Consider the following 14,272-nt stretch of genomic DNA (forward strand, 5'->3'; position numbering starts at 1 on the left):
TCCTCTCAGCGGGCGTCTGGGACGGTGGGGGCGGTGCGGGCGGTCTCAGCAGCGGCGGTCGGCGGATCCGCCACGGCGACGGGAGGGGCCGTGGCCGTGGGGGCGGCGGTGGTGGACAGGGTGGTGGCGGCCTGCCAGGCCAGGCCCAGGGCGGGCAGCAGGCCGTTGCCGGCCAGGTAGCCGTCGGCGCCGTGTCCCGAGATGCCGTGCGCGGCACCGCCCGACGCGAACAGGCCGTCGACGGGTGTGCCGTCGCCGCCCAGTACACGGGCGTGCCCGTCGACCACGAGCCCTCCTTGGGTGTGGAAGAGGGCGGGGATGACCTCGACAGCGGCGTACGGGGGACGGAGTGGTTCCTCGAAGAAGGTTCTGCCGAACCGGTCGCGGGCTGCCACGCCCGTGGCGACGGCCGCCTGGCCGGACAGCGCCTCGTCGAGGGCCGCGGCCGCGCACCCCGTCCGCGCGGCGAGCTCTTCCACGTCGTCCGCCCAGGTCAGACAGCCGGCCTCCACCGTCTGCCGGAAGTCGGTGAAGGGGAGGCACAGGTCGCGGATCCTGCCGTCGAGCACGATCCAGCCGCGTGCGCCGGGCTGCTGCGCGAGGGCGGCGGCGTATTCGGAGTAGCCGCTCGTCTCATCGCCGAACCGCCGGCCTCCCGCGTCGACCATGACGGCTCCGTGCATCACGGTGGCCCAGCCGACCAGGGTGCGGGAGCGCCGGGCGAGCGCGGCGTGGCCCTGGTACGCGTCCAGGTACGCGGCACGGCCGCCGTGCGCCAGGCCGATGTCGAGGCCGTCGCCGCGGGCGAACTGTCCTCCGTAGTAGTCGGCGGCGGCGATCCCCGGCAGGTACCGGGCCACTCGCTCGCGGTCGGCGCCGTGTCCGCCTGTGGCGAGGAGCACCGCGCGGGTGGAGACGGTCTCGCGGTGGCCGCCCGGATCCTCGACGACCGCACCGTCGACCCGCCCCGCGGCATCCCGGGTGACGTCCACGAGCCGGGCGGGTGTCAGCAGGTCGGCGCGGGAGGAGGCGCGGACGCGCTCGTGGAGGTGGCGCAGCAGCGTGGAGCCGTGGCGCCCCTCGACGGTGTGCAGCCGGTCGGCCGAGTGGCCCGGGTAGCTGAAGTCGCGGACGAGGCCCAGTGGCAGTCCGACGCCGTCGGCGAGCCATTCCACGAGGGGTGCGCTGATCCGGGCGAGGGCCGCGGCGAGTGCCGGGTCGGCCGTGCCGTGGGTCTTGGCCTCGATGTCGGCGAGGAACCGTTGCGGGCCGTCCTCGACGCCGGCCTCGCGCTGCCACCGTGATCCGGCTCCGGGGATCATCGCGGTGGACATGGAGGTGTTGTTGCCGCGGAGGAAGTGCGCGTCGGGGTCCACGACGAGCACGCTCAGTCCGGCCTGGGCCGCCGCGAGCGCGCCGGCCAGGCCGCCTCCCGCACCGGCCACCACCAGGTCGACGGAGGCCTCGTCCCGCGCGGTCCGGTCGCCCGCCGCGTCGGGGCCGCTCATGCGGCTCCCTCCGCGGCCAGCAGTCTCAGGGCTGTCTCGGCCGGATCGACGAGACGCACCGGGTGCGGCGCCTGGGTGTCCACCGCCGAGCAGCCGTTGATGACGGTGGTGACGCCGCGTGCCGCGAAGCCGTCGAGTGCGCCGCGGACCGCGTCGTTCCATGCGGCGGCGTCGGAGACGGCGTCGAAGTCGAGATCGAGTGTGGTCACCCCGGCGAACCAGGGGCCGTGGCCGTAGGCGTCGAGCAGGGCGGCCAGCGCCTGGCCGATCGCCGGGTTGCGGGTCACCGCGCCGAACGGCCGTCCCGTCGCGACCAGATGGGAGGCGGTGAGGCGGAGCATGCCGACGACGGGTGCGCAGGCGTCTCGCGACGTGGTGGTGGGTGACGGATCCGGGGTGAGGGGTACGCCGGGGTCGAGGACGCAGTCGGGCATGCGGAGGGTGTGGGCGTCGGTGCCTGCCGCGGCGAGTGTCCCGGTCACCGACGCGGTGGAGGCGGCGATGTCGTCGTGGGTGGCGAGTTCGGTGGGCGCGCCGGTCCCCGCGGGTTCGAGGTGGACCTCGACACCCGGTGGTGACAGCCGCCGGTAGCGTTCGCGGCGGCGGGCGAGTTCGCTCTCCCCGACCCGCACGGGGGTGACGGACAGGATCTTCATGCCGTGCCTCCTGTTCCTGCTGATGTCGTGGGTTCTCGCGTGTCCGCTGCGGCGAGGGCGCGCAGCGGCGGCCCCACGTCGGCGGTTTCCGGCAGCGTGTCCGCGAGGTGTTCCAGCCGGTCGACCAGGCCGGTGTCCCCGAGCACGTCCGCGAGGACGAGGGGCAGCGTCCGGGCGGTGAACGGCCGGTGGTCGGTGTCGCCCACGGGGTTGGGGGCGTACAGCCGCACGCTCCTGCCGTCGTCGAGCACCGCGGTGAGCCTGGCCGGGCGCTCGTGCGGCAGGCGTGCGGTCAGCGCCGGGTCCTCGCTCACGGTCACCTTGCGTGCGAGGGCGAGGAGTTCCTGCCGCGCGGGTCCGGTGGCCTCGGCCGTCGCGGGGGCGACCCGGCCGTGCAGCAGAGCCGCCGCCACCGCGTAGGGGAGGGAGAACATCGCGGCGAGTGCGCTGTCCCAGTGGGTGCGGTCGAGGGGGGCGGCCAGCGCGTGGGTCTCGACGGTGACCCCGGCGATCCGGTCCAGGAGCTGTGCGGGCGGCAGGTCGCGCAGGCGGTCGCCGTGCCGGTCGCCCTCGGGCGGGTGGTTTCCGCCTGTGTGCGGCTGGCCGTCGTTCCGCCCGTGTTCGCCCACGCGGTCCCCGTCCAGGTCACGCTCGCGCAGTTCCAGTGCGAGGTCGGCCGCGGGGTGCGTGTACGAGCACGAGGCGTGCCGTTTGAAGTAGTTGTGCTCGATCTGCCAGTCCGCGCCGAGCCCTCGGGTGAGGGCCGCGGGATCGAAGTCTCCGAGCAGGGTGCCGTACGTCAGCGCTGCCGTACCGGTGTTCTCCACGACCCCGGCCGCGGCCAGACGGGCGGCGGCGAGCCCGGAGTGCGCCGCTGTGCCCATCCACGCGTCGCGTACGCGGTGGCCGTCGAGCGCGGAGTCGAAGTGCCCGGCGACGGGCAGCCCGCAGGCCGTGTCGACGGCTGCCGCCACCCGGGGGGCGGGCAGTCCGAGGAGGAGGGCGCAGCCGGCGGCGGCGCCTGTCACGCCCCAGTTCCCGTGCGGGTGCACACCCGGGCGCAGTGCGGTGGCGCGGCCGAACCTGGCGGCGACCTCGTATCCGGCCAGCAGGGCACGTGCGGTCTGCTCACCCGTGGCACCGAGCGAGGCGGCGAGGGTGAGGATCGCGGGGAACGCGTGCCCGGCGGGGTGCCCCTTGGCGTACTTGCCGCCCTCGTCCAGCTCGCAGCTGACGAGGGCGGTGGCGTTGAGGTAGGCGGCGGTGTCGGTGTGGGTGAGGGACCCGCCGCCGAAGACCGGCGCGTCACCGGGGGGCTGGGGCCACGCGGACCTGAGGCGCCGCTGTCCCTCGGTGCGTGCTCCGGCGAGGGCGACGGCAAGGGTGTCGAGCAGGACGAGCGAGAGCCGCCGGCGGACGCGTTCGGGGGTGTCGTGCCAGGTGAGCCCGGTGGCCCAGGCGCTGAGTTCGGCTGTGTGGCCGGCCGCGGGTTCGGTGGTGGGCATCGCGCCCCCTTCCCTACTGTTCCATTCAGCGGAACGCTTGCGTTATTCGATGCTTCCAGCGCCACACCGGAGACGTCAATGCTCTTCGGAAAGAACGCAGGAATCCGAAAATCACCAGCTCCACACCCTTGACCGCATCCGAAAGGCGGTGCTTCTCTGACGTTCCATTGAGCGGTACGGAGGTTTCGACCGCGTGTACAGTCACCCCACAAGGCAGGCGAGAATGGGCCCATGACGACTCAGCCCGGAACACCCAGTACCGGAACCCAGCCCGCGGCCCAACCCGGCACCGAGACCGCGGGACGCGTGATAGACGTCCTGCTCCTGTTCACCGACGGACCCGGCGAACTCGGCGTCTCCCGCATCGCACGCGAACTCGGCCTCAGCAAGGCCGTCGTGCACCGCATCCTGCAAACCCTGGTGGCCCGCGGCATGGTGACGCTCGATCACACGTCCCGCCTCTACCGGCTCGGCCCCACGACGGCCGCGCTGGGAGCCCGGGCGCTGCGCGGTTCCGACCTGCGCGCCGTGGCCGCTCAGCCCCTGCGCAAACTTCAGGAGGAGACCGGGGAGACGGTGACGCTCACCGCGCTCGTCCCCGGCGGACGCGCCTACGTCGACCAGATCGTGAGCACCCACGAGGTGAAGATGACCGTGGAACTCGGCCGCCGATTCCCCCTGCACGCGGGCAGTTCGGGCAAATGCGTCCTGGCGTTCCTGCCGGAGGGCGAGCGCGAGGCGATCCTCACCGGAGCACTGCCCGCTCTGACCGGCAGCACCCGCACGGACGCGGACACCCTGCGCGGCGAGCTGGCCGCGATCCGACAGCTCGGCTACTCCACCTCACAGGGCGAACGTCAGGCCGACGCGGGCTCGTTGGCCTCTCCGCTGTTCGGCCTGGACGGGGACGTACGCGGCTCGGTGTCCGTGTGCGGCCCGCGCTCCCGCTTCACCCCGCGGTTCATCGACGAGTGCGCGCCCCGCGTGAGCGAAGCGGCGCGCGACATCTCCACCGCACTCGGCTGGACCGGCGAGGGCGACGGCTCCCGCGTATCCGCCGAACGCCCCATGACGCCCTCTCCCACGACGACGGAAGGACCCCCATGACCGAGAGTGCATCCGCCCGGCAAGCGGGCTCGGGCTCCGAGGAAGGGCCGGCGGCCGCCACCGGGACGCAGCCCACGGGAGGCGCCACGGCGGGCGCGGCGCTGGCGGGCGTCAAGGTACTGGACATCGCCACCCTCTTCGCCGGCCCGCTCGCCGCCACCCTGCTCGCCGACTACGGTGCCGACGTCACCAAGGTCGAGCACCCCAGGGGCGACCCGGTCCGCAGCCACGGCGCGAGCAAGGACGGCGTGGGCCTGTGGTGGAAGATGCTCTCGCGCAACAAGAAGGCCATCACTCTCTACCTGGGCAGCCCCGAGGGCCAGGACATCTTCCGCCGCATGGTCGCGGACGCGGACGTCGTCATCGAGAACTTCAGGCCGGGCACGCTGGAGCGCTGGGGGCTCGGATACGAGGAGCTGTCCGCGATCAACCCCCGCCTCGTGCTGGCCCGTGTCACCGGCTTCGGCCAACTGGGCCCCTACGCGAGCCGCCCGGGATTCGGCACGCTCGCCGAGGCGATGAGCGGCTTCGCCGCCATCACGGGAGAGCCCGACGGACCGCCGACGCTCCCCCCGTTCGGCCTGGCCGACGGCATCTCGGCGCTCACGGCGGCGTTCGGCATCATGGCCGCGCTGCGCGCACGGGATCGCACCGGGCGCGGGCAGGTACTCGATCTGGCGATCATCGAGCCGATGCTCACGGTGCTGGGCCCGCAGGCCATCACGTACGACCAGTTGGGACAGCTCCAGCAGCGAACGGGCAACAGGTCGGCGAACAACGCCCCCCGCAACACCTACCGCACCAAGGACGGCAGGTGGGTAGCCGTCTCCACCAGCGCGCAGTCCGTCGCGGAGCGGGTGATGCGGCTGGTCGGGCGGCCGGAGTACGTGGACGAGCCGTGGTTCGCCTCCGGCGGCGAACGCGCACGGCACGCGGACGAGTTGGACGAGGCGGTCGGCTCCTGGATCGCCGAGCGCACCAGGGAAGAGGTCGTGGCCGCCTTCGAGGAGGCGCAGGCCGCCATCGCCCCGGTCTATGACGTGAGCGACATCTTCGAGGACCCGCAGTTCCAGGCACTGGGCACACTCACCACCGTCGAGGACGAGGAACTGGGCCCCGTCACGTTCCAGAACGTCCCCTTCCGGCTCAGCGAGACACCAGGCGAGGTCCGCTGGCCCGGCCCCCGCAAGGGGCGGGACACGGCGGAGATCCTGGGGACCCACGGCGTCGGCGCCGAAGAGCTGGCGGCGCTGCGGGAGCGGGGCGTCATATGAGCGGCACGACGCCAGCCGCCGCTGGGAACGGTGCACGCACCGCGCCCTCAGCACCCACCGTTCCCCTCGCCGTACGCTCCTGGCTCTACGTCCCCGCCACCCGCCCCGACCTTCTGGCCAAGGCGATGAGGGGCGAGGCAGACGCGGTGGTACTGGACCTGGAGGACGCGGTGCCCGCGGGCCGCAAGGACGAGGCACGCGACCACGCCATCGAGGCGTTGGAGGCCTCCTGGCCGAAGCCGCTGTGGGTCCGCGTCAACCAGGCGGGCTCCGCCTGGGGAGACGCCGATCTGGCAGCGCTCGCCACGGCACCCGTCCAGGGGATCAGGCTGCCCAAGTGCGAGAGCGCACAGACCGTCCGGGACACAGCGGCACAGGTGGACGCGGACCTGCACCTGCTGCTGGAGAGCGCGTTGGGCGTCGAGCACGCCTACGCGCTGGCCACGGCGGCACCGCAGGTCGCCTACCTCTCGCTCGGCGAGGCCGACCTGCGCGCCGACCTGCGCGCACGCAGGGACACGGCGCTGGACTGGGCACGCGGACGCGTCGTCAACGCGGCGCGTGCGGCAGGCCTGGCAGAGCCCGTGCAGAGCGTGTGGACCGCTGTCGACGATCTGCCCGGGCTCACCTCCAGCACCGAGGAAGCCCGTGACAGCGGGTTCTTCGGCCGCTCGGTCGTCCACCCCCGCCAGATCGCGCCCGTCAACGCGGCCTTCACCCCCACCGCGCGGGAGGCCGCAGAAGCGCGGCGTCTCGTCCACTCCCTGCGGCAGGTCGAGGACGAGGGAAGCGCGGCCTGGCTCGACACGCAGGGCCGCCTGGTCGATCCGGCGGTCGTGGCGCAGGCCCGCTGGGTCCTCGACCGCGTGCACGACTGACCTCTCAGCCGCGCCCCAACCTTCCCCTCCTCTCCCCCCCCATCCCACAAGGCAGGCCATGACCTCAGACCAGCACTCCCACGATCCGCTGCTCGACGCGCTGCCCGCCGACCCCCGCATCGTCGAACTGGGCCAGCCGCTGTTCACCGGAATGCCGTGCTCCCCCAACCACCCCGGCTTCCGCATGGTGCTCGCCCGGCGGCACGGTGACATGACGCGTCCCGACGGCGGTTCGGCGGCCAACGAGACAATCATCACCGGCGGGCACGTCGGCACCCACATCGACGCCCTGTCACACGTGAGCCACAACGGCAAGCTGCACGGCGGCGTCGATGCCGCCGAAGCGCAGACGGGCGGCGCCTTCTCCGCACACGGCGCGGAACACACCCCCGCCATGGTCACCCGCGGCGTGCTGCTCGACGTGGCGGCCGCGCACGGCACGGACACGCTGCCCGGCGGCTACGGAGTCACCGCCGCCGACCTGCAAAGCGCGGCCCACGCCGGCGGGGCCGAGCCCCGCCCGGGCGATGTGGCTCTCGTACGCACCGGCTGGGCACGCCACTTCGACGACGCGACCGCCTACCTCGGCAAGGAGTCGGGGGTCCCCGGCATCACCGAGGAGGCGGGCGCCTGGCTGGCGGCGCGCGGTGTGCGCGCCGTGGGCTCCGACACCACGGCCTGCGAGCAGATCCAGCCGGGCCGGGGCCACAGCGTCCTGCCGGTCCACCGGCTGCTGCTGGTCGAGCACGGCATCTACATCATGGAGCACCTGGCGCTGGAGGACATCGCCGCCACCGGGCGGCACGCGTTCCTCTTCGTCGTGGCACCGCTCAGGATCGTCGGCGGCACCGGTTCCCCCGTCCGTCCCGTGGCGGTGCTGCCGTGAGCGCGCCGCACACCGCAGCCGCGACCGCGCCGGACTCCACCGCCACGACAGCCGCCCGGCAACTCGCCGACTTCGCCTCCCGTTCGCGCGAGGCGGGCCTTCCCGACGGGCTGCGGGAGAAGGTCACGGGACATCTCCTCGACCTCGTCGGCAACAGTCTCGCCGCGCTGCCCGAACGGCCCGGCGCGGCGGTACGCGAACTGGTCGAGGAGTGGGGTGGCACGCCCGCAGCCACCGCCATCGGCTCCGCCGTCCGTCTGCCGGCACCCTCGGCAGCGCTGGTCAACGGAACCCTCGCGCACACCCTCGACTTCGACGACACCCACCTGCCCTCCGTGCTGCACCCCTCCGCCTCGGTACTGCCCGCCGCACTCGCCACCGCGGAGGCGGGCGGCGCCACCGGCGCGCAACTGCTGGTGGCCTCAGCCGTCGGCATCGAGGTGACATGCAGGCTCGGCATGGCGCAGTACGACGAGGCGCTGGGCAACTCCGTCTTCTTCGACCGGGGGCTGCACGCCACCGCGATCTGCGGAGCCATCGGCGCGGCCGTCGCCGCAGCGCTGCTCCGCGGCCTGGACGCGGACGGCATCTGTTCCGCGATCGGCATCTCCGCGAGCATGGGCGCGGGCATCATCGAATCCAACCGCACAGGGGGCACCGTCAAGCGTGTGCACTGCGGCTGGGCCGCGCACGCGGGCGTGGTCGCCGCCGACATGGCACGCCTGGGCCTCACCGGACCGCCCACCGTCCTGGAGGGCAGGTTCGGCTTCTTCCAGGCCTACTGCGGGGAGCGCTTCGACGCGGACAGCATCGTCCCGGCCCTCACCGACGGCCTCGGCGAACGGTGGGAGTGCGCACGGCTGTTCATCAAGCCCTACCCCTGCAACCACTTCACGCACGCCGGAATGGACGCCGCCATGCGGCTGCGGCGCCGCGGCCTCGACCCCGCACGCGTGGCCGGCCTGACGTTGGGCGTCCCGGCGCCCGTCCTGCGGACGATCGCGGAGCCCGCGGCCGAGAAGGCGCGGCCCCGCTCCGGCTACCACGCCGCGTTCAGCGGCCCCTACACCGTCGCCACCGGGCTCCTCGCCGAGCCCGGGACCGCGACGGCCACGGAGTCAGGCCCTGGACGGGCGACCGGACGAGGAGCGATCCACCGCGGTCTCGGCGTCTTCCACCAGGACTTCACCGACGAGGCGGCCGCCGACCCCGCTCGCCTCGCCCTCGCCGCACGTGTCAGCTGCGTCGCCGACGAGGAGTGCACGCGCGTCTTCCCCCACCAGTTCCCGGCCGTCCTCACGGCGGAGCTCGACGACGGCACCACCATGACCGAACGGGTCATGGTCAACAAGGGCAGCCCCGAACACCCGCTGACCGCCGGAGAACTCACCGCCAAATTCCTCGCCAACGCCCTCGGCACGGGCGACGAGCAGGCGGTGAGAGCACTGGCCGACCGCATAGGGGACCTGGCCGCCGCACCGGACACCACCGCGCTGACGCGCGCCCTTGCCGCGGTCGCGCCCGGCGTCCACCGCTGACCTTAGCCCAGGACTCCCCTTCTTCACCGAGTGAGGTGAACCAGTGAGTTCCCCGCGTTCAAACGTCCGCTGGCTGACGCTCGGACTGATCATCACCCTCATCGTCATCAACTACATCGACCGCAGTGCGGTCAGTTACACGGTCGAGCCGCTCACCGAGGCGTTCGGCATCACCAAGTCCCAGTACGGTCTCATCAGCAGTGCCTTCTCCATCGGCTACATGGTCTTCGCCTTCCTGGCAGGCCCCCTCGTCGACCGGTACGGCGCCCGCCGCACCCTGCTGGTCGGTGTCGCGCTGTGGTCCGTGGTCACCGCCCTCACCCCGGTCGCGGGCTCCTTCGCCGGGCTCTTCCTGGCCCGCATCGTCCTCGGCGCCGGCGAGGGCCCGGGGTTCCCGGCCGCCACCCGCACGGTGAGCCGATGGCTGCCGCAGAGCGAGCGCGGCACCGCACTGGCCATGATCGGCGGTGTCGCCGTGGCGGGTTCGCTGCTGATCGGTGGGCCCGTGGTGACACAGCTCATCGCCGGACTCGGCTGGCGGGGCATGTTCTGGTTCCTGGCAGCGCTCGGAGTGCTGTGGTTCGCCGCCGCGTGGGCGCTGCTCAAGAACACCCCCGAGGAGCACCCGAAGGTCTCCGAGGCCGAACGCGCCCACATCGCCGCCGGGCAACGCGAGGAGGAGCGCACCTCCAGCGGCCGCATCGAATGGCGTCCCGTCCTGACCAACCGCAACCTGTGGATCATCGCGATCGGCTACTTCGCGTGGGGCTTCATCTTCTGGGGCTTCATGTACTGGCTGCCGGACTACCTCTCGACCGAATACGACCTCGGCGTCACCGACGTGGGCATGTTCGCCATCGCCCCGTGGGCGGCCGGAATCGTGGGCGCGCTCATCGGAGGCGTGCTCACCGACCGCGTCTTCCAGCGCACCGGCAGCCCCCGCACCCGTCTGACCATCATGGGCGTCGCCCTGCTGCTGTCCGGCGCCGCACTCATCCCGATCTTCACCGCGCCCTCGCTGACGGTCTCGGTCGTCTTCATCTCACTCGGGGTCGGCATCGGCTTCGTCACCGGCGGCATCTGGTGGGTCGCCGCCATCGACGCCGCCCCCTCCCAGCCGGGCCTGGCGGCGGGTTTCGCCGACGCCGCCTTCGCCTCCTCGGGCATCGTGGCCCCCTCCGCGATGGGCTACATCGTCACGACGACCGACAGCTTCTCCAGCGGCTTCGTGCTGATGACGGGGCTCGCCGTGATCGGCGCCCTGGCCCTGCTGGTCCTCCCCCGCCGCACCGGGCCCGCCGACCAGCCGCCCTCCCGAGTCCCCGACCCGGAGTCCACGCGGGTTTCCTGAGCTGTTCTGCCAGCGCGAAGGCCCGGACGCCGGAGGCGTCCGGGCCGATGTGCCCTTGTCAGTACCAGTTCCGGCGTCGAGCCGGCGGGAAGACGGTGCCACCGAGTTCCACGGCGCGCGGGAGGGTTCGTCCGAGCATCCAGGGCACCGGGCGGTGCCTCATCGCCTCGCGCGCGACGTGGTCGGTCGGCCAGGGCCACGGTGCGGCCCCGGTGTGGTGCAGGCAGGCCGGCAGCACCGGCCATGCCAGCGAGGCGCTGACGGGGGCCATGATCGCCCCGGAACACCATCGGGTGCAGGTCGGCCACTGCCCGGACGGACATCTGTGTTTCCGGGCACACCGTGAGCGCCGCGTCCAACAGGTCACGGGTTCACCGGCAGGCTGCCGGCGGGGGCGTGCCTCCTCGGCCACTGCGGTCGCCAGCCTGGCCCGCACCAGCTCCGCCCGGGCCCGCTGCCACACGTGCGGCGGGCGCACCGCCACGCCCCCGTGCGCGGCCTGCCGCATCAGCTCACGGCTGCCGCCCGGCGTGCCGGGGCGCGGCAGCAGGTCCGCCAGGCAGCGGTACACGAGCCGCGTGCCGGTGTCCGGCCACCGGCCGGACACCGGCACAGCCGCCACCGCCTCGGACGGCGGCACGGTAGTGCGGCACGCCGGCGCGCAGCAGACCGCGCACCGCGCGGCCCAGCTCCACCTGCGCGGCGCGGTCGGGCAGCAGCTCGCCGAAGAAGACCGATCCGCCCGCGTGGCAGTCCGGATCGCGCAGCAACGTCTGCGCCGGCTCGCCGTCGCGAGCACACCAGCCGCCCCAGGGAAGCCGCATCGCGCCCCAGGGAAGTCGCATCACCCCTGCCGTGCTGTCGCGGCTCAGCTCCTCGATGAAGGCGAGGGGGTTTCGCCGCAAGCGGGCCCTGTAGCGCTGCTCATATCCGCACCTCCGGCGACGCGGGAAGTCCGTGTACCGGGACCGCAGCCAGAACGGCCCGAGGGGAGTGCACCAGTCCCCGTGCGGGGCCCCGGCGTCCCCCGATCAAGCCCATAACCGATTGAACGCAAATGGGCACTGCCACACCGCTGTTGAGGTATACCCGCAGTGCCCCAGCGGTGTCGGCGCATGCCCTTTTCTCCGCAGTCCGGGCCCGAAACAGCCCTCGAACGATGGCACTCGGCTGAGTGATTGTCCTCAGGCACAGGACGCAGGGGTGGCGGGGACGCCACCATGTGCTCCGGTCGGCCATGTGCTCCGGTCGGTTTTCCCGAGTCGGGAAACGGTCGCCTGGGGAAATCCAGGAACGTGCCGAGGAGGGTGGACGCAGAGCCTAAGGTGAACGCGGCACCCACAGCGACGGAACGGTGTGGTCGCACTGCGGCCCCGCGAGGCGGAGGAATTCTGTGTCATCGCCCTACGACCCCCAGTACGCTCCCGCAGGCGACGTGGGTGCGGCACTCATGATGGTCGACTCCCGCCTCAGGAGCATCCACGAGGGAAAGGACGCGAACGACCCGGAACACAAGGCTCTCGTCGAACAGTTGACGGCGTCGATGGGCCGCAAGGGAGCCAAGGACCTCCTGGACGGCGCGTGCACGCTCATCTACATGTTCATGATGTGGCTGCGGGAGGCCCATGAGGACCACGACAAGGACGTGTTCGAGTACGTGGTGCCCAACCTCGTGGCCACGATGCGCATGATGCCCAAGAGCGTCCGCCCCGAGGCCATCCCCACCATGGCGGGCCTCGTCATCGCGGCGGGCACCGGCCTGAGCCCCAATCTCTGGCGCAAACAGTACGGGGAGTGGACGCAGGAGGAGATGAACCCCCTGGAAGTCACCGCCTTCCTCCTCGCGGAACACATCAACCGCATCACCGACGACCAGGACTTCGCCACTCGCATGATCGCGGAAGCCCTGTCCGCCGCGGACGGGGACTGACGACCCACCGCACCTGCGCGAGACAGAGACAGCTGCGGCGACCACCGCGCGCGAGGCGACGACGCCCGCGGGTCGGCTCGCGCCCTCGGGGCGGGAACGGACGTCGCGGCGGGGAAGGACACCGCCGCTCTCCGCGGCACCGCTGCACACGGCTTCACCGTCTCAGCGCTTGTGCGCCGCCTCGACCGTGCGCGGGCCCGGGTCGGTGGTGAGTGACTCGATACGGTCGAGCGTCGTGTCCAGAGCGGCCCTCATCGGGGCGGTGTCCCGGCGCAGTTGTGTGAGAAGGATGCCACCCTGGAGAGCGGCCAGCAGGGCGAGGGCCAGCTCTTGCGGGTCGGCGTCGGGACGCAACTCCCCCCGCTCGTGCATGGTGGTGAGCCCCTCGCGCAGGGCGGTTTCCCACCGGGCGAACCCCGCCGCCAGCTCTCCGCGTGCGGAGTCGCCGCTCTCGGCCAGTTCGCCCGCGAGAGAGCCGAGCGGACAGCCGCCCGCGCACTGGCGTGAGCGCTGCAGCTCCACGACGTGGTCTCGCCACGCGCGCAGGGCCGCCATCGAGTCCAGCTGCCCCAGGACCGGCTGCTGGGCCTCCAGGACGAGGTCGGTTGCGTGCGAGATGACAGCCCGTACGAGCGCGGGTTTGTCCTCGAAGTAGTGGTAGATCTGCGACGCGCTCACGCCCGCGGCCTCACGTACGTCGTCGGTGCGCGTACCGGCCACGTTCGTCTCGATCATCAGCCGTGCGGCAGCGTCCACGATGCGGGCGCGGGTGGCCTGCCCCTTCCGGGTGAGCCGCGCGGGTGCGCGGCTCAGGGCAGCTGAGTCATCGTCGCGGGCGTTCATGGCTCAACCGTATCCGGACCTGCGGCGGAGTACCCAACCTCCGGGAGGCGATTGACACTTCACTCTGCGCACCCACAGAATGGAATCACCACTCCAGAAAGGGCGTGCCATGACCGGTCGGACCTACGCCGAGCAGGTAGCGGAGTTCCACGCACGTACGGGCGAACAGATCACCGACGAGCAACGTCCCGCCTTCGCCACTCTCCGTGCCGAACAGGAACGGCTCGCCGCCGACGGCGTACCGGCCGGTGCCGCGGCGTCCGGCATCCGGTTGCCGGACGCCGCGCTACTCGACCCGGCGGGCGTACCCACCACATGGGCCGCCGCGTGCGGCGGCCGACCCACCGTGCTGGTGCTCTACCGCGGTGCCTGGTGCCCGTACTGCAACCTGGCCCTCCGCACCTACCAGCAGGAACTGCTCCCCGAACTCACCTCCCGTGGGGTGGGGCTGATCGCCGTCAGCCCGCAGCGGCCGGACGGATCGCTGACCATGCGGGAGGTCAACGCACTCAGCTTCACGGTGCTGTCCGACCCCGGTAACCAGATCGGCCGTGCGCTGGGCGTCATGAACACCTGGTCCGCGCAGGCCAGGCAGGCGGTGACCGCTGTCGTCACGGATGTGTCGGAGGCCAACAGCGACGGCACGGACGACGTTCCCATGCCCACCGTCGCCCTGATCGACGCCCAGGGGGTCATCCGGTGGCTCGACGTCCACCCGGACTACGCGAGCCGCACCGAGCCCGCCGCCATCCTCGCAGCGCTCGACCTGCTGGACTGAGCCCTCGTCCCGTGCGGT

Annotated in this window: 14 protein-coding genes; 8 read left to right on the top strand and 6 right to left on the bottom strand. The window is 72.5% G+C overall.

All coding sequences use genetic code 11. From position 1 onward, the window contains the following. Window positions 1–5: 5 nt before the first annotated feature. The 3 genes from DTL70_RS10195 to DTL70_RS34190 are packed head-to-tail and all read right to left on the bottom strand — an operon-like array spanning window position 6 to window position 3,669. The gene (locus tag DTL70_RS10195) at window positions 6–1,508 is read right to left on the bottom strand and encodes an FAD-dependent oxidoreductase (RefSeq protein ID WP_114021559.1); all 1,503 of its coding nucleotides are present in this window, start codon (window positions 1,506–1,508) and stop codon (window positions 6–8) included. After that, window positions 1,505–2,164, bottom strand: a complete 660-nt coding sequence (locus tag DTL70_RS10200) for a hypothetical protein (RefSeq protein ID WP_114021560.1) — start codon at window positions 2,162–2,164, stop codon at window positions 1,505–1,507. The genes DTL70_RS10195 and DTL70_RS10200 overlap by 4 nt, the downstream gene beginning before the upstream one ends. Beyond that, window positions 2,161–3,669, bottom strand: coding sequence for an MmgE/PrpD family protein (locus DTL70_RS34190; RefSeq protein WP_114021561.1), 1,509 nt, complete (start codon window positions 3,667–3,669; stop codon window positions 2,161–2,163). The genes DTL70_RS10200 and DTL70_RS34190 overlap by 4 nt, the downstream gene beginning before the upstream one ends. Before the next feature lie 231 nt (window positions 3,670–3,900). Between DTL70_RS34190 and DTL70_RS10210 the strand changes: the two genes are divergently transcribed. Genes DTL70_RS10210 through DTL70_RS10235 form a run of 6 tightly spaced genes read left to right on the top strand, consistent with a single transcriptional unit; the run spans window position 3,901 to window position 10,703 of the window. Next, window positions 3,901–4,776, top strand: coding sequence for an IclR family transcriptional regulator (locus tag DTL70_RS10210; RefSeq protein WP_114021562.1), 876 nt, complete (start codon window positions 3,901–3,903; stop codon window positions 4,774–4,776). Next, window positions 4,773–6,050: a CaiB/BaiF CoA transferase family protein gene (locus DTL70_RS10215; RefSeq protein ID WP_245979205.1), complete on the top strand. Its 1,278-nt coding sequence runs from the start codon at window positions 4,773–4,775 to the stop codon at window positions 6,048–6,050. Before DTL70_RS10210 ends, DTL70_RS10215 begins: the two co-directional genes overlap by 4 nt. After that, complete coding sequence (locus DTL70_RS10220; RefSeq protein WP_114021563.1) at window positions 6,047–6,928, top strand: HpcH/HpaI aldolase/citrate lyase family protein; 882 nt, start codon at window positions 6,047–6,049, stop codon at window positions 6,926–6,928. Before DTL70_RS10215 ends, DTL70_RS10220 begins: the two co-directional genes overlap by 4 nt. A 58-nt stretch (window positions 6,929–6,986) precedes the next feature. Beyond that, entirely contained in the window at window positions 6,987–7,814 is an 828-nt protein-coding gene (locus tag DTL70_RS10225) for a cyclase family protein (protein WP_114021564.1), read from the top strand. Then, the gene (locus tag DTL70_RS10230; RefSeq protein ID WP_114021565.1) at window positions 7,811–9,352 is read left to right on the top strand and encodes an MmgE/PrpD family protein; all 1,542 of its coding nucleotides are present in this window, start codon (window positions 7,811–7,813) and stop codon (window positions 9,350–9,352) included. The genes DTL70_RS10225 and DTL70_RS10230 overlap by 4 nt, the downstream gene beginning before the upstream one ends. A 43-nt stretch (window positions 9,353–9,395) precedes the next feature. After that, window positions 9,396–10,703, top strand: a complete 1,308-nt coding sequence (locus DTL70_RS10235; RefSeq protein ID WP_114021566.1) for an MFS transporter — start codon at window positions 9,396–9,398, stop codon at window positions 10,701–10,703. Between the two features lie 58 nt (window positions 10,704–10,761). Here DTL70_RS10235 and DTL70_RS34195 read toward each other — a convergent pair whose 3' ends face one another. Both DTL70_RS34195 and DTL70_RS34200 read right to left on the bottom strand, forming a co-directional pair. Beyond that, a complete protein-coding gene (locus DTL70_RS34195) occupies window positions 10,762–10,974 on the bottom strand; it encodes a cytochrome P450 (protein ID WP_245979207.1) in 213 nt (70 codons plus the stop codon). 241 nt (window positions 10,975–11,215) lie between these two features. Beyond that, window positions 11,216–11,608 carry a hypothetical protein gene (locus DTL70_RS34200; protein ID WP_245979209.1) on the bottom strand — a complete coding sequence of 131 codons (393 nt, stop codon included), beginning with the start codon at window positions 11,606–11,608 and terminating at the stop codon, window positions 11,216–11,218. A 488-nt stretch (window positions 11,609–12,096) separates the two neighbouring features. On the opposite strand from DTL70_RS34200, the gene DTL70_RS10245 reads away from it, so the two are divergent. Then, complete coding sequence (locus DTL70_RS10245) at window positions 12,097–12,633, top strand: hypothetical protein (protein ID WP_114021567.1); 537 nt, start codon at window positions 12,097–12,099, stop codon at window positions 12,631–12,633. Window positions 12,634–12,795: 162 nt separating this feature from the next. Here DTL70_RS10245 and DTL70_RS10250 read toward each other — a convergent pair whose 3' ends face one another. After that, window positions 12,796–13,476 carry a TetR/AcrR family transcriptional regulator gene (locus DTL70_RS10250; protein ID WP_114021568.1) on the bottom strand — a complete coding sequence of 227 codons (681 nt, stop codon included), beginning with the start codon at window positions 13,474–13,476 and terminating at the stop codon, window positions 12,796–12,798. 109 nt (window positions 13,477–13,585) lie between these two features. On the opposite strand from DTL70_RS10250, the gene DTL70_RS10255 reads away from it, so the two are divergent. Further along, window positions 13,586–14,254, top strand: coding sequence for a peroxiredoxin-like family protein (locus tag DTL70_RS10255; protein ID WP_114021569.1), 669 nt, complete (start codon window positions 13,586–13,588; stop codon window positions 14,252–14,254). Window positions 14,255–14,272 lie beyond the last annotated feature (18 nt).

The organism is Streptomyces diacarni (assembly GCF_003323715.1).
Lineage (GTDB): Bacteria > Actinomycetota > Actinomycetes > Streptomycetales > Streptomycetaceae > Streptomyces > Streptomyces diacarni.